At 70.0% G+C, this 15529-nt stretch carries 13 protein-coding genes; all 13 read right to left on the reverse strand.

The features are described from left to right. Window positions 1-6: 6 nt before the first annotated feature. The 13 genes from nuoN to ACZ6I1_RS26160 are packed head-to-tail and all read right to left on the reverse strand — an operon-like array spanning window position 7 to window position 15521. Window positions 7-1653 (reverse strand): NADH-quinone oxidoreductase subunit NuoN, encoded by a 1647-nt coding sequence (gene nuoN, locus ACZ6I1_RS26100; RefSeq protein WP_469291143.1) that lies wholly within the window; start codon window positions 1651-1653, stop codon window positions 7-9. A gap of 5 nt (window positions 1654-1658) precedes the next feature. After that, window positions 1659-3227: an NADH-quinone oxidoreductase subunit M gene (locus ACZ6I1_RS26105; protein ID WP_469291051.1), complete on the reverse strand. Its 1569-nt coding sequence runs from the start codon at window positions 3225-3227 to the stop codon at window positions 1659-1661. Window position 3228: 1 nt separating this feature from the next. Next, window positions 3229-5169, reverse strand: coding sequence for an NADH-quinone oxidoreductase subunit L (nuoL, locus tag ACZ6I1_RS26110; RefSeq protein ID WP_469291053.1), 1941 nt, complete (start codon window positions 5167-5169; stop codon window positions 3229-3231). 12 nt (window positions 5170-5181) lie between these two features. Next, a complete protein-coding gene (gene nuoK, locus ACZ6I1_RS26115) occupies window positions 5182-5481 on the reverse strand; it encodes an NADH-quinone oxidoreductase subunit NuoK (protein WP_045946785.1) in 300 nt (99 codons plus the stop codon). Continuing rightward, window positions 5478-6284 carry an NADH-quinone oxidoreductase subunit J gene (locus ACZ6I1_RS26120; protein ID WP_469291054.1) on the reverse strand — a complete coding sequence of 269 codons (807 nt, stop codon included), beginning with the start codon at window positions 6282-6284 and terminating at the stop codon, window positions 5478-5480. Before ACZ6I1_RS26120 ends, nuoK begins: the two co-directional genes overlap by 4 nt. After that, a complete protein-coding gene (gene nuoI, locus ACZ6I1_RS26125; RefSeq protein ID WP_469291057.1) occupies window positions 6281-6880 on the reverse strand; it encodes an NADH-quinone oxidoreductase subunit NuoI in 600 nt (199 codons plus the stop codon). Before nuoI ends, ACZ6I1_RS26120 begins: the two co-directional genes overlap by 4 nt. Beyond that, window positions 6873-8243: an NADH-quinone oxidoreductase subunit NuoH gene (nuoH, locus tag ACZ6I1_RS26130; RefSeq protein WP_469291059.1), complete on the reverse strand. Its 1371-nt coding sequence runs from the start codon at window positions 8241-8243 to the stop codon at window positions 6873-6875. The genes nuoI and nuoH overlap by 8 nt, the downstream gene beginning before the upstream one ends. Beyond that, window positions 8240-10747, reverse strand: a complete 2508-nt coding sequence (locus ACZ6I1_RS26135) for an NADH-quinone oxidoreductase subunit G (protein ID WP_469291061.1) — start codon at window positions 10745-10747, stop codon at window positions 8240-8242. The genes nuoH and ACZ6I1_RS26135 overlap by 4 nt, the downstream gene beginning before the upstream one ends. Then, window positions 10744-12120 (reverse strand): NADH-quinone oxidoreductase subunit NuoF, encoded by a 1377-nt coding sequence (gene nuoF, locus ACZ6I1_RS26140; RefSeq protein ID WP_469291063.1) that lies wholly within the window; start codon window positions 12118-12120, stop codon window positions 10744-10746. The genes ACZ6I1_RS26135 and nuoF overlap by 4 nt, the downstream gene beginning before the upstream one ends. Continuing rightward, window positions 12120-12899 (reverse strand): NADH-quinone oxidoreductase subunit NuoE, encoded by a 780-nt coding sequence (nuoE, locus tag ACZ6I1_RS26145; protein WP_469291064.1) that lies wholly within the window; start codon window positions 12897-12899, stop codon window positions 12120-12122. Before nuoE ends, nuoF begins: the two co-directional genes overlap by 1 nt. Continuing rightward, window positions 12896-14221, reverse strand: coding sequence for an NADH-quinone oxidoreductase subunit D (locus ACZ6I1_RS26150; protein WP_469291066.1), 1326 nt, complete (start codon window positions 14219-14221; stop codon window positions 12896-12898). Before ACZ6I1_RS26150 ends, nuoE begins: the two co-directional genes overlap by 4 nt. Further along, complete coding sequence (locus ACZ6I1_RS26155; RefSeq protein ID WP_469291068.1) at window positions 14221-14970, reverse strand: NADH-quinone oxidoreductase subunit C; 750 nt, start codon at window positions 14968-14970, stop codon at window positions 14221-14223. Before ACZ6I1_RS26155 ends, ACZ6I1_RS26150 begins: the two co-directional genes overlap by 1 nt. Further along, window positions 14967-15521 carry a NuoB/complex I 20 kDa subunit family protein gene (locus tag ACZ6I1_RS26160; RefSeq protein WP_215143098.1) on the reverse strand — a complete coding sequence of 185 codons (555 nt, stop codon included), beginning with the start codon at window positions 15519-15521 and terminating at the stop codon, window positions 14967-14969. Before ACZ6I1_RS26160 ends, ACZ6I1_RS26155 begins: the two co-directional genes overlap by 4 nt. Window positions 15522-15529: the final 8 nt, after the last annotated feature.

Genomic DNA, 15529 nt, shown 5'->3' on the forward strand with positions numbered 1-15529 from the left:
GAGCGGTCAGCGGACGAACGTGCTCGCCTGCCCGGCCAGGTCCAGGAAGTACTGCGGGGCCACGCCCAGGACCAGGGTCACCGCCACACCCACCGCGATCGTCGTCATCGTCAGCGGCGAGGGGACGGCCACCGTCGGGCCGTCGGCCTTCGGCTCGCTGAAGAACATCAGGACGATCACCCGGATGTAGAAGAACGCGGCGATCGCGGACGAGAGGACACCGACCACGACCAGCGCCCCGGCCCCGCCCTCCGCCGCCGCCTTGAACACGGCGAACTTGCCCGCGAAGCCGGACGTCAGCGGAATACCGGCGAAGGCCAGCAGGAACACCGCGAAGACCGCCGCGGTGAGCGGCGAACGGCGGCCCAGACCGGCCCACTTGGACAGGTGCGTCGCCTCCCCGCCCGCATCGCGCACCAGCGTGACCACCGCGAAGGCGCCGATCGTCACGAACGAGTACGCGCCCAGGTAGAAGAGCACGGACTTCACGCCCTCCGCCGAGGTCGCGATCACACCGGCCAGGATGAAGCCGGCGTGCGCGATCGAGGAGTAGGCGAGCAGCCGCTTGACGTCGGTCTGGGTCACGGCGATCACCGCGCCCGCCAGCATCGTGACGATCGCGACGCCCCACATCACCGGCCGCCAGTCCCACCGCAGACCGGGCAGGACCACGTACAGCAGACGGAGCAGGGCGCCGAAGGCGGCCACCTTCGTCGCCGCCGCCATGAAGCCGGTGACCGGGGTCGGAGCGCCCTGGTAGACGTCCGGAGTCCACATGTGGAAGGGGACCGCGCCGACCTTGAAGAGCAGGCCCATCAGGATCAGGGCGCCGCCGATCAGCAGCAGCGCGTCGTTGCCCATGGTGTCGGCGAGCGCCGGGTCGATCTTGGTGAGCGTGCCGTCCACCACGTCGGCGATGGCCGCGTACGAGACCGAGCCCGCGTACCCGTAGAGCAGCGCGATGCCGAAGAGGAGGAAGGCCGAGGAGAAGGCGCCCAGCAGGAAGTACTTGACCGCGGCCTCCTGCGACATCAGCCGCTGGCGGCGGGCGACGGCGCAGAGCAGGTACAGCGGGAGGGAGAAGACCTCCAGCGCGATGAACAGCGTCAGCAGGTCGTTGGCCGCCGGGAAGATCAGCATTCCGGCGATCGCGAACAGGGCCAGCGGGAAGACCTCGGTGGTGGTGAAGCCCGCCTTGACGGCGGCCTTCTCGCTGTCGCTGCCCGGGACGGACGCGGCCTGGGCGGCGAAGGAGTCCACCCGGTTGCCGTGGGCGGCCGGGTCCAGGCGCCGCTCGGCGAAGGTGAAGACCGCGACGACCGAGGCCAGCAGGATGGTCCCCTGCAGGAACAGCGCCGGACCGTCGACGGCGATGGCGCCCATCGCCGCGATGTGCGCCTTGGTGCTCCCGTACCCGGCGGCCGCGAGGCCGACGACCGCCGCGAAGGCCGAGGCCAGCGCGGCGACGGCGAGGAACACCTGCACGTAGTAGCGGGACCTGCGGGGCACGAAGGCCTCGACGAGGATCCCGAGGACCGCCGCGCCCACCACGATCAGCGTGGGCGCGAGCTGTGCGTACTCGATGACCGGCGTCGGGATCCGGTCGACCGGTGCCTCGGCCGCCAGCGGCCACAGGCTGTGGGCGGAAGTCAGTGTGCTCACTTCGCCGCCTCCACTTCAGGTGCGGGGTCGGTCTGCTTCACGTCCGACATGGTGTGCTTCACCGCCGGGTTGACGATGTCGGTCAGCACCTTCGGGTACACGCCCAGCCCGATCAGCAGCGCGATCAGCGGGGCGACCACCAGCACCTCCCGCAGGCGCAGGTCCGGCATGGTGCGGACCTCCTCCTTCACGGGGCCGGTCATCGTGCGCTGGTAGAGCACCAGCGTGTAGAGCGCGGCCAGCACGATGCCGATGGTCGCGATGATGCCGACGACCGGGTAGCGGGCGAAGGTGCCGACCAGGACCAGGAACTCGCTGACGAAGGGCGCGAGCCCGGGCAGCGAGAGGGTGGCGAGGCCGCCGATCAGGAAGGTTCCGGCGAGGACCGGGGCCACCTTCTGCACACCGCCGTAGTCGGCGATGAGCCGCGAGCCGCGCCGCGAGATCAGGAAGCCGGCCACCAGCATCAGCGCCGCCGTCGAGATGCCGTGGTTGACCATGTACAGCGTCGCACCGGACTGGCCCTGGGAGGTCATCGCGAAGATGCCCAGGACGATGAACCCGAAGTGCGAGATGGAGGCGTAGGCGATCAGCCGCTTGATGTCGCGCTGGCCGACCGCGACCAGCGCGCCGTAGACGATGCTGATCAGGGCCAGGACCAGGATCACCGGCGTGGCCCACTTGCTTGCCTCGGGGAAGAGGCCGAGGCAGAAGCGGAGCATCGCGAAGGTGCCGACCTTGTCGACGACCGCGGTGATCAGTACGGCGACCGGGGCGGTGGACTCGCCCATCGCGTTCGGCAGCCAGGTGTGCAGCGGCCACAGCGGGGCCTTCACCGCGAAGGCGAAGAAGAAGCCGAGGAACAGCAGCCGCTCGGTGTTGGTCGCCATCTCGAGCGTGCCCGCGGCGCGGGCGGCGGCGATCTCCTGGAGCGAGAAGTTCCCGGCGACCACGTACAGCCCGATGACCGCGGCCAGCATGATCAGGCCGCCGGCGAGGTTGTAGAGGAGGAACTTGACCGCCGCGTACGAACGCTGCGCGGCCGCGGTCTCCTCGGAGGAAGTGGCCCGGTCCCCGAAGCCGCCGATGAGGAAGTACATCGGGATGAGCATGGCTTCGAAGAAGATGTAGAAGACGAAGACGTCGGTGGCCTCGAAGGAGATGATCACCATCGCCTCGACCAGCAGGATCAGCGCGAAGAAGCCCTGCGTCGGCCGCCAGCGCCGGCTCTTGGTCTCCAACGGGTCGGCGTCGTGCCAGCCGGCCAGGATGATGAAGGGCATCAGGACCGCGGTGAGCGCGATGAGCGCCACCGCGATGCCGTCCACGCCGAGTTCGTAGCGGACCCCGAAGTCGGCGATCCAGGCGTGGGATTCGGTGAGCTGGTAGCGGTCGCCGCCGGGCTCGAAGCGGATCGCGACGAGCACGGCCAGGACCAGGGTCGCCAGCGAGAAGAACAGGGCGAGCCATTTGGCGGCGGTCCGGCGGGCGGCCGGTACGGCCGCCGTCAGGATCGCGCCGGCCGCGGGGACCGCGGCCGTCAGCGTCAGAAGCGGGAAACTCATCTCACACCGCCCTCATCAGCAGGGTCGCGGCGATGAGGATCGCCGTGCCCCCGAACATCGAGACCGCGTAGCTGCGGGCGTAGCCGTTCTGCAGCTTGCGCAGCCGGCCGGACAGTCCGCCGACCGAGGCGGCCGTACCGTTGACGACCCCGTCGACCAGGGTGTGGTCGACGTAGACGAGGGAGCGGGTCAGGTGCTCCCCGCCGCGCACCAGCACGACGTGGTTGAAGTCGTCCTGGAGGAGGTCCCGCCGGGCCGCCCGGGTGAGGAACGAGCCGCGCGGGGCGACGACCGGAACGGGCCTGCGGCCGTACATCGCCCAGGCGATGGCGACGCCGACGAGGAGGACCGCGACCGTGGACAGGGTCACCGTCATGGCGCTGACCGGCGGGTGGCCGTGCGTGTAACCGGTGACGGGCTCCAGCCACTTCAGGAAGCGGTCGCCGATCCCGAACAGGCCACCGGCGAAGACGGACCCGAAAGCGAGCACGATCATCGGGATCGTCATCGACTTCGGGGACTCGTGCGGGTGCGGCAGCTCGCCGGGGTGCGCCTCGGCGCCGGGCTCGACCCCGGGGGTCTTGTCCGGGTCGGGGGCCGGCTGCCAGCGCTTCTCGCCGAAGAAGGTGAGGATCATGACGCGGGTCATGTAGAAGGCGGTGATGCCGGCGCCCAGCAGGGCGACGCCGCCGAGGATCCAGCCCGTGGTGCCGCCCTTGGCGAAGGCCGCCTCGATGATCATGTCCTTGGAGAAGAACCCGGACAGGCCCGGGAAGCCGATGATCGCGAGGTAGCCGAGCCCGAAGGTGACGAAGGTGACCGGCATGTACCTCCGCAGGCCGCCGTACTTGCGCATGTCGACCTCGTCGTTCATCCCGTGCATCACGGAACCCGCGCCGAGGAAGAGGCCGGCCTTGAAGAAGCCGTGGGTGACCAGGTGCATGATCGCGAAGACGTAGCCGATCGGGCCGAGGCCGGCGGCCAGGATCATGTATCCGATCTGGGACATCGTCGACCCGGCGAGGGCCTTCTTGATGTCGTCCTTCGCGCAACCGACGATCGCACCGAAGAGGAGCGTGACCGCGCCCACGACGGTGACCGCCAGCTGGGCGTCCGGGGCGGCGTTGAAGACGGCGCCGGAGCGGACGATGAGGTACACGCCGGCCGTCACCATGGTCGCCGCGTGGATCAGGGCCGAGACCGGGGTCGGGCCCTCCATCGCGTCACCGAGCCAGGACTGCAGCGGTACCTGGGCGGACTTGCCGCAGGCGGCCAGCAGCAGCATCAGGCCGATCGCCGTCAGCGTGCCCTCGCTCGTCTCGCCCACCGCGCCGAGCACCGGCCCGAAGGCGAAGGTCCCGAAGGTGGTGAACATCAGCATGATCGCGATCGACAGGCCGATGTCGCCGACCCGGTTGACCAGGAAGGCCTTCTTCGCGGCCGTGGCCGCGCTGGGCTTGTGCTGCCAGAAGCCGATCAGGAGGTACGAGGCGAGGCCCACGCCCTCCCAGCCGAAGTACAGCAGCAGGTAGTTGTCGGCCACGACCAGCAGCAGCATGGCCGCGACGAACAGGTTGAGGTAGCCGAAGAAGCGGCGGCGGCGCTCGTCGTGCTCCATGTACCCGATCGAGTACACGTGGATGAGCGTGCCCACCCCGGAGATTAGCAGGACGAAGGTCATCGACAGCTGGTCCAGCTGGAAGGCGATGTCCGCTTGGAAGCCCTCCACCGGCACCCAGCTGAACAGCCGCTGGTGCAGGGCCCGGTCTTCCGCGCCGCGTCCCAGCATGTCGGCGAACAGCACGGCGCCGATGCCGAAGGAGACGGCCGCGAGCAGGGTGCCGATCCAATGGCCGGTCTTGTCGAGGCGCCGGCCGCCGCACAGCAGCACCGCCGCTCCGAGCAGGGGCGCTGCCACCAGCAGCGCAATCAGATTCTCCACTGTGAACGCCCCTTACAGCTTCATCAGGCTGGCGTCGTCGACCGAGGCCGAGTGGCGGGTACGGAACAGCGACACGATGATCGCCAGGCCGACCACGACCTCCGCGGCGGCGACGACCATCGTGAAGAACGCGATGATCTGGCCGTCGAGGTTGCCGTGCATCCGCGAGAAGGCGACGAAGGCGAGGTTGCAGGCGTTGAGCATCAGCTCGACGCACATGAACAGCACGATCGCGTTCCTGCGGATGAGCACTCCGGCCGCGCCGATGGTGAACAGCAGGGCGGCCAGGTAGAGGTAGTTGACCGGATTCACTTCGAGGCCTCCTCACGGCCGAGGCGCTCCGAGGAGGCCTGCTCCAGTGCCTTGAGGTCGGACAGCGCCTCCGCGGAGACGTCCCGGACCTGGCCGCGGGCGCGCAGGGTCTTGCTGACCGTCAGCTCGGACGGGGTGCCGTCCGGCAGCAGGCCGGCGATGTCCACGGCGTTGTGCCGGGCGTAGACGCCGGGCGCGGGCAGCGGCGGGAGCTGCACGCCCTCGCGGACGCGCTTCTCGGACAGCTCGCGCTGGGTGGCGGCCCGCTCGGTGCGCTCGCGGTGGGTGAGCACCATCGCGCCGACGGCCGCGGTGATCAGCAGGGCGCCGGTGAGCTCGAAGGCGAAGACGTACTTGGTGAAGATCAGCTGCGCCAGGCCCTCGACGTGCCCGGCGGAGTTGACCCGGCCGAGTCCGTTGAAGTGGGTGATCCGGGCGTTGCCGATGCCGGCGATCAGCAGGATGCCGAAGCCGAGCCCGCACAGGACGGCCAGCCAGCGCTGTCCCTTGATGGTCTCCTTCAGGGAGTCGGCGGCGGTGACGCCGACGAGCATGACCACGAAGAGGAAGAGCATCATGATCGCGCCGGTGTAGACGATGATCTGGACGACGCCCAGGAAGTACGCCCCGTTGGCGAGGTAGAAGACCGCCAGGACGATCATCGTCCCGGCCAGGCTGAGGGCGCTGTGCACGGCCTTCTTCATCAGGATCGTGGCCAGCGCGCCGATGACGGCGACCGTGCCGAGGATCCAGAACTGGACCGCCTCGCCCGTCGAGGTCATGGTGGCCGCGAGGGCGCTCATGCCTGGACCTCCTCGGTGTCTTCCGCGGCTTCGCCCTTGGACACGGCCGCCTGCCGGACCGTGCCGGGGGCGGCCCCGGTCACCAGTCCGCGGTAGTAGTCCGTGTCCTCCGTGCCGGGGAACATCGCGTGCGGCGCCTCGACCATGCCCTCGGTCAGCCCGGCGAGCAGCTGCTCCTTGGTGTAGATGAGCGATTCGCGGCTGGAGTCGGCCAGTTCGAACTCGTTCGTCATGGTCAGCGCCCGCGTCGGGCAGGCCTCGACGCACAGCCCGCACAGGATGCAGCGGGCGTAGTTGATCTGGTAGACCGCGCCGTACCGCTCGCCCGGGGAGTAGCGCTCCTCCTCGGTGTTGTCCGCGCCCTCCACGTAGATGGCGTCGGCGGGACAGGCCCAGGCGCACAGCTCGCACCCGATGCACTTCTCCAGACCGTCGGGGTGCCGGTTGAGCTGATGCCGTCCGTGGAAGCGCGGGGCGGTGGTCTTCTGCTGCTCCGGGTACTGCTCGGTGAGGCGCTTCTTGAACATGGCCTTGAAGGTCACGCCGAAGCCCGCCACCGGGTTCTGCCACTTCTCGCTCTGCTCAGCGTCAGACATTCTTTGCACCCTCCTCTCGGTCACTCTCAGTATTCGTCCCGCCACTGACAATCAGCTCCCGCTCCGCGCGGGGCCGCCTGCGCGGTACGGGTGCCAGGTGCTGGCCGGGCTTGGGCGGTACGGGGAACCCGCCCGCGAGCGGGTCGAAGGGCTCGGCCGCGGCGCCCTTGCCTGCCTCCGCGGCGGCCGCCTTCTCGCGCTTGTCGCGGAAGAGGTCCGCGACGAAGGAGAGGAGCAGGATCGCCACGACGGCGCCGCCCACGTAGAGGACGATCTGGCTGAAGTCGTACTGCTCGTTGCGCAGCGCCCTGACGGTCGCGACCAGCATCAGCCAGACCACGGAGACCGGGATCAGGACCTTCCAGCCGAGCTTCATCAGCTGGTCGTAGCGCACGCGGGGCAGCGTGCCGCGCAGCCAGATGAAGAAGAAGAGCAGCAGCTGCACCTTGAGGACGAACCAGAGCATCGGCCACCAGCCGTGGTTCGCGCCCTCCCAGAAGGTGCTGATCGGGTACGGGGCCCGCCAGCCGCCCAGGAAGAGGGTGACCGAGACCGCCGAGACGGTGACCATGTTGACGTACTCGGCGAGCATGAACAGCGCGAACTTGATGGACGAGTACTCGGTGTTGAAGCCGCCGACCAGGTCGCCCTCGGACTCGGGCATGTCGAAGGGGGCGCGGTTCGTCTCGCCGACCATCGTGACGACGTAGATGATGAAGGAGACCGGCAGCAGCACGATGTACCAGCGGTCCGCCTGGGCTTCGACGATCGCCGAGGTCGACATGGACCCGGAGTAGAGGAAGACCGAGGCGAAGGCCGCGCCCATCGCGATCTCGTAGGAGATCATCTGCGCGCAGGAGCGCAGGCCGCCGAGGAGCGGGTAGGTCGAGCCGGAGGACCAGCCCGCCAGCACGATGCCGTAGATGCCGACCGAGGCCACCGCGAGGATGTACAGCATCGCGATGGGCAGGTCGGTCAGCTGCATCGTGGTGCGCTGGCCGAAGATGGAGACCTCGTTGCCCGCGGGCCCGAAGGGGATCACCGCGATGGCCATGAAGGCCGGGATCGCCGCGATGACCGGGGCCAGGACGTAGACCACCTTGTCGGCCCGCTTGACGATGACGTCTTCCTTCAGCATCAGCTTGACGCCGTCGGCGAGCGACTGGAGCAGGCCCCAGGGGCCGTGCCGGTTGGGGCCGATGCGCAGCTGCATCCAGGCGACGACCTTGCGCTCCCACACGATGGAGAAGAGCACGGTCACCATCAGGAAGGCGAAGCAGAACACCGCCTTGATGACGACGAGCCACCAGACGTCCCTGCCGAACAGGGACAGGTCCTCGGCGGCAAGCTGTACCGCGTTCACGCGCCCACCTCCGCAGTGGTGTCGCCGGTGCCGGCCGGGGTCGCGGGGCCGATCCGGACGAGGGTGCCCGGGCGGGCTCCGGTGTCGGAGAGGACCCCGGACCCGGTGGAGTTCAGCGGGAGCCAGACCACGCGGTCGGGCATCTCGGTGATCCGCAGGGGCAGTTCCACGGAGCCGGCCGGGCCGGTGACCGCGAGGACGTCCCCGTTCTTGACGCCCGTCTCGGCCGCCGTGGCCGCCGAGAGCCGGGCCTCGGCCGCGTGCCGGGTACCGGCCAGGGCCTCGTCGCCCTCCTGGAGCCTGCCCAGGTCGAGGAGGAGCCGGTGGCCCGCCAGGACGGCCTCGCCGGTGCCCGGGCGGGGCAGCGGCACCGGGTCGGTGGGCTGCTCGGAGGCGAGCGGCCCCTCCCACGGGCCGAGCCGCTCCAGCTCCCGGCGTACGGCGTGTACGTCGCCCAGCGCGATCGGCCGGTCGGCGGCGTCGGCCAGCATGTGCAGCACGCGGGCGTCAGCCGGGGCCAGCCGGCGGGTCATCTGGTCGGGCTTGAGGGCGGCCTCGAAGGGCCGGACCCTGCCCTCCCAGTTGATGAACGCGCCCGCCTTCTCGACGACCGCGGCGACCGGGAGGACCACGTCCGCGCGGGCGGTGACCTCGCTGGGCCGCAGCTCGAGGGAGACCACGAAGGCCTCCTCGAGGGCGGTCCGGGCGCGGGCCGGATCCGGCAGGTCCGCGACCTCGACGCCCGCGACCAGCAGCGCGGACAGTTCTCGGGTGGCCGCGGCCTCGATGATCTGGCCGGTGTCGCGGCCGTAGCGGTGCGGGAGTTCGTCCAGCCCCCACGCGGTGGCGACCTCGTCGCGGGCCCGCGGGTCGGTGGCCGGACGGCCGCCGGGCAGCAGGGACGGCAGCGCGCCCGCCTCGACGGCGGCCCGCTCACCGGCCCGGCGCGGGATCCACACCAGCGTCGCGCCGGTCGCGGTGGCGGCCCGTACGGCGGCGGTCAGCGCGCCGGGCACCCCGGCGAGGCGCTCTCCTACGACGATGACCGCGCCGCTCTGGCGCAGTGCGTCGGCGGCGGCCGCGCCGCCCGCCTCCAGGCCGGTCCGGGTGGCGAGGGCGTCGAGCCACTCGGGCTCGGTGCCGGGGGCGGCGGGCAGCAGGGTGCCGCCCGCCTTCTCCAGGCCGCGGGTGGCGAAGGGGGCGAGGGCGAAGGTCCGCTGCTTGTGCTTGCGGTGGGCCTTGCGCAGCCGCAGGAAGACCCCGGGGGCCTCCTCCTCGGACTCGATGCCGGCGAGCAGGACGGCGGGCGCCGCCTCCAGCGAGGCGTACGTGACCCCGCGTCCGTCGAGATCCTTGCCGGTGCCGGCCACGGTGGCGGCCAGGAAGTCGGCCTCCTCCGCGCTGTGGATCCGGGCCCGGAAGTCGATGTCGTTGGTGTCCAGGACCACCCGCGCGAACTTGGCGTAGGCGTAGGCGTCCTCGACGGTGAGCCGTCCGCCGGTGAGCACCCCGGCCCGGCCGCGCGCGGCGGCGAGACCGTTCGCCGCGGCCTCCAGGGCCTCGGGCCAGCTCGCGGGCTCCAGGACACCGGCGGCGCTGCGCACCAGCGGGGTCGTGAGCCGGTCGCGCTGCTGTGCGTAGCGGAACCCGAAGCGGCCCTTGTCGCAGATCCACTCCTCGTTGACCTCGGGGTCCTCCGCGGCCAGCCGGCGCAGCACCTTGCCGCGGCGGTGGTCGGTCCGGGTCGCGCAGCCGCCCGCGCAGTGCTCGCACACGCTCGGGGAGGAGACGAGGTCGAAGGGGCGGGAGCGGAACCGGTACGCGGCGGAGGTGAGGGCGCCGACGGGGCAGATCTGGATGGTGTTGCCGGAGAAGTACGACTCGAAGGGGTCGCCCTCGCCGGTGCCGACCTGCTGGAGCGCGCCGCGTTCCAGCAGCTCGATCATCGGGTCGCCCGCGATCTCGTTGGAGAAGCGGGTGCAGCGGGCGCAGAGCACGCACCGCTCGCGGTCCAGGAGCACCTGGGTGGAGATGGGGACCGGCTTCTCGTACGTCCGCTTCTGCCCCTCGAACCGGGATTCCGCGTTGCCGTGCGACATCGCCTGGTTCTGCAGCGGGCACTCGCCGCCCTTGTCGCAGACCGGGCAGTCCAGCGGGTGGTTGATGAGCAGCAGCTCCATCACCCCGCGCTGGGCCTTGTCGGCGGCCGGAGAGGTCAGCTGCGTCTTGACGACCATGCCGTCGGTGCAGGTGATGGTGCAGGAGGCCATGGGCTTGCGCTGGCCCTCGACCTCGACGATGCACTGGCGGCAGGCACCCGCCGGGGAGAGGAGGGGGTGGTCGCAGAACCGGGGGATCTCGATGCCGAGCTGTTCGGCGGCCCGGATGACGAGGGTTCCCTTGGGGACCGACAGCTCGATGCCGTCGATGGTGAGGGACACCAGGTTCTCCGGTGGTACAGGGGCCGCTCCGCCACCGGCGGGAGCGTTACTGGTGACGGTCATGCGTTCACCTCCGTGTCAGCCCAGAGGGTCGACTTCCTGGGGTCGAAGGGGCAGCCCTTGCCCGTGATGTGCTGCTCGTACTCCGCGCGGAAGTACCTGAGCGAGGAGAAGATGGGGCTGGCGGCGCCGTCGCCGAGCGCGCAGAAGGACTTGCCGTTGATGTTGTCGGCGATGTCGTTCAGCTTGTCGAGGTCGGACATGACGCCCTTGCCGGCCTCGATGTCGCGCAGCAGCTGGACCAGCCAGTAGGTGCCTTCGCGGCAGGGGGTGCACTTGCCGCAGGACTCGTGGGCGTAGAACTCGGTCCAGCGGGTCACGGCCCGCACCACGCAGGTCGTCTCGTCGAAGCACTGGAGCGCCTTGGTGCCGAGCATCGAGCCGGCCGCGCCCACGCCCTCGTAGTCCAGCGGGACGTCGAGGTGCTCGTCCGTGAACATGGGGGTGGAGGAGCCGCCCGGGGTCCAGAACTTCAGCCGGTGCCCGGGCCGCATCCCGCCGCTCATGTCGAGCAGCTGGCGCAGGGTGATGCCGAGCGGCGCCTCGTACTGGCCGGGGCCCGCGACGTGCCCGGAGAGCGAATACAGGGTGAAGCCGGGGGACTTCTCGGTCCCCATCGACTTGAACCAGTCCTTGCCCCTGTTCAGGATCGCGGGAACCGAGGCGATGGACTCCACGTTGTTGACGACAGTGGGGCACGCGTAGAGCCCCTCCACGGCGGGGAAGGGGGGACGCAGCCGGGGCTGGCCGCGCCGGCCTTCGAGGGAGTCGAGCAGCGCCGTCTCCTCGCCGCAGATGTACGCGCCCGCTCCCGCGTGCACCGTGATGTCGAGGTCGAGGCCGCTGCCCAGGATGTCCTTGCCGAGGTATCCGGCCTCGTACGCCTCGCGCACCGCCTCGTGCAGGCGCCGCAGGACCGGTACGACCTCGCCGCGCAGGTAGATGAAGGCGTGCTGCGAGCGGATCGCGTAGCAGGCGATGATCATTCCCTCGATGAGGGAGTGCGGGTTGGCGAAGAGGAGGGGGATGTCCTTGCAGGTCCCCGGCTCCGACTCGTCCGCGTTCACGACGAGGTAGTGCGGCTTTCCGTCGCCCTGCGGGATGAACTGCCACTTCATGCCGGTGGGGAAGCCCGCGCCGCCGCGTCCGCGCAGACCCGAGTCCTTCACGTAGGCGATCACTTCATCCGGCGTCATCGCCAGCGCTTTGCGCAGGCCCTCGTAGCCCTCGTGCCGCCGGTAGGTCTCCAGCGTCCACGACGCGGGCTCGTCCCAGAACGCCGACAGGACGGGAGCGAGGAGCTTCTCCGGGCTCGCACCTCCCCCGGTCTCCGGCTGGGACGTGCTCCCGTGACTCTCCTTGGAAGACACGGACATCACTCCCCTCCCTCGGTGGTGGTCTCGCCGCGGTTCTCGCCGCGCGCCTCGCCGCGCGGGTGCACGATCGGGGTGCGGGGGCTCTCGCCGCGCGCGATGCGCAGCCCGATCAGGGAGGCGGGGCCCGCGCCGCCGCTCGCCTCGACCGCGCCCTCGCGCTCGTCGGGGAAGCCCGCCAGGATCCGGGCGGTCTCCTTGTAGGTGCACAGCGGCGCGCCCCGGGTCGGCACGACGTCGCGGCCGGCCAGCAGGTCGTCCACCAGGGCCTTGGCGGATTCGGGGGTCTGGTTGTCGAAGAATTCCCAGTTGACCATCACCACGGGGGCGAAGTCGCAGGCCGCGTTGCACTCGATGTGCTCGAGGGTGACCTTGCCGTCGGGGGTGGTCTCGTTGTTGCCGACTCCGAGGTGCTGCTTGAGCTCGTCGAAGATGGCGTCGCCGCCCATGACCGCGCACAGGGTGTTCGTACAGACGCCGACCTGGTAGTCGCCGGAGGGCTTGCGCCGGTACATCGTGTAGAAGGTGGCCACGGCCGTGACCTCGGCGGTGGTCAGGCCCAGCACCTCGGCGCAGAAGCGGATGCCGGTGCGCGAGACGTAGCCCTCCTGCGACTGGCACAGGTGCAGCAGCGGCAGCAGCGCGCTGCGGCTGTCGGGGTAGCGGGCGATGACCTCCTTGGCGTCGGCTTCGAGGCGCTCGCGTACCTCCGCCGGGAAGTCGGGGGCGGGCAGCTGGGGCATGCCCAGGCTCACCTCTTGACGGGCGGGATTGGCTGTCATCGGTCGACGCCTCCCATCACGGGGTCGATGGAGGCGACGGCGACGATGACGTCGGCGACCTGGCCGCCCTCGCACATCGCTGCCATGGCCTGGAGGTTGGTGAAGGACGGGTCGCGGAAGTGGACCCGGTACGGGCGGGTGCCGCCGTCGGAGACCACGTGCACCCCGAGTTCGCCCTTGGGCGACTCGACGGCCGCGTACGCCTGCCCGGCCGGTACCCGGAAGCCCTCGGTCACCAGCTTGAAGTGGTGGATGAGGGCCTCCATGGAGGTGCCCATGATGTTCTTGATGTGGTCGAGCGAGTTGCCGAGCCCGTCGGGGCCCATGGCCAGCTGCGCCGGCCAGGCGATCTTCTTGTCGGCGACCATCACCGGGCCCGGCTCCAGCCGGTCCAGGCACTGCTCGACGATCCGCAGCGACTGGCGCATCTCCTCCAGGCGGATCAGGAAGCGCCCGTAGGAGTCGCAGGTGTCGGTGGTCGGCACGTCGAACTCGTAGTTCTCGTAGCCGCAGTACGGGTCCGACTTGCGCAGGTCGTGCGGCAGGCCGGCGGAGCGCAGGATCGGGCCGGTGGCGCCCAGCGCCATGGCGCCCGTGAGGTCGAGGTAGCCGACGTCCTGCATGCGGGCCTTGAAGATGGGGTTGCCGGTGGCGAGCTTGTCGTATTCCGGCAGGTTCTTCTTCATGGTCTTCACGAACTCGCGCAGCTGGTCGACGGCGCCCGGGGGCAGGTCCTGCGCCAGGCCGCCGGGGCGGACGAACGCGTGGTTCATGCGCAGTCCGGTGATCAGCTCGAAGACGTCGAGGATCAGCTCGCGGTCGCGGAAGCCGTAGATCATGATCGTGGTCGCGCCCAGCTCCATACCGCCGGTGGCGATGCACACCAGGTGGGAGGAGAGCCGGTTGAGCTCCATCAGCAGGACGCGGATGACCGTGGCGCGGTCCGGGATCTGGTCGGTGATGCCGAGCAGCTTCTCGACGCCGAGGCAGTACGCCGTCTCGTTGAAGAAGGGCGTCAGGTAGTCCATGCGCGTCACGAAGGTGGTGCCCTGCGTCCAGTTCCGGAATTCGAGGTTCTTCTCGATGCCGGTGTGCAGGTAGCCGATGCCGCAGCGGGCTTCGGTGACCGTCTCGCCGTCGATCTCCAGGATCAGGCGCAGCACTCCGTGGGTGGAGGGGTGCTGCGGGCCCATGTTGACGACGATCCGCTCGTCGTCGGCCTTGGCCGCGGACTGGACGATCTCGTCCCAGTCGCCGCCGGTGACCGTGTAGACGGTGCCCTCGGTGGTCTCGCGCGCGGAGGCGTGGTGGTTGGTGGACATCAGCTGTACGACCTCCGCTGGTCGGGAGCCGGGATCTGGGCGCCCTTGTACTCGACGGCGATGCCGCCGAGCGGGTAGTCCTTGCGCTGCGGGAAGCCCTGCCAGTCGTCCGGCATCATGATCCGGGTGAGGGCCGGGTGCCCGTCGAAGATCAGGCCGAAGAAGTCGTACGTCTCGCGCTCGTGCCAGTCGTTGGTGGGGTAGACCGCGACGAGCGAGGGGACGTGCGGGTCGCTGTCCGGGACGGACACCTCCAGCCGCAGGATCCGGCCGTGGGTGAGCGAGCGCAGGTGGTAGACGGCGTGCAGCTCGCGGCCCTTGTCCCCGGGGTAGTGCACGCCGGAGACCCCGGTGCACAGCTCGAAGCGCAGGGCCGGGTCGTCGCGCAGGGTGCGCGCGACGCGGACGAGGTGCTCGCGCGCGATGTGGAAGGTGAGCTCGCCCCGGTCGACCACGGTCTTCTCGATGGCGTTCTCGGGGACTAGGTCCTGCTCCTCCAGGGCGCCTTCGAGTTCGTCGGCCACCTCGTCGAAGTAGGAGCCGTACGGGCGGCTGGTCGCGCCGGGCAGGGCCACGGTGCGCACCAGGCCGCCGTAGCCGCTGGTGTCGCCGCCGGCCGTGGCTCCGAACATGCCCTTGCGGACGCCGATGACCTCGGGGCCGCTCGCGCGCGGGGCGGGGACGTTGTTGCCGTTGTTCTGGGTGCCGTTGTCCTGGTTGCCGTTCTCCGGCTCTCGGGTCTCGCTCACCGGAGCAGCCCCTTCATCTCGATGGTGGGGAGGGCCTTGAGGGCCGCCTCCTCCGCCTCACGTGCCGCTTCTTCCCGGTTCACGCCGAGCTTCGAGCCCTGGATCTTCTGGTGGAGCTTGAGGATCGCGTCGATCAGCATCTCGGGGCGCGGCGGGCAGCCGGGCAGGTAGATGTCCACCGGGACGATGTGGTCGACGCCCTGGACGATCGCGTAGTTGTTGAACATTCCGCCCGAAGATGCGCAAACCCCCATGGAGATGACCCATTTGGGAGCCGGCATCTGGTCGTACACCTGGCGCAGCACCGGCGCCATCTTCTGGCTGACCCGGCCGGCCACGATCATCAGGTCGGCCTGGCGGGGGGATCCCCGGAAGACCTCCATGCCGAAGCGGGCCAGGTCGTAGCGGCCCGCGCCGGTGGTCATCATCTCGATGGCGCAGCAGGCCAGGCCGAACGTCGCGGGAAAGACGGACGACTTGCGCACCCAGCCCGCCGCTTGTTCGACGGTGGTCAGCAGAAAGCCGCTCGGCAGCTTCTCTTCCAGTCCCATGGGAAATT

It is taken from the genome of Streptomyces sp. NPDC046303 (genome assembly GCF_055588085.1).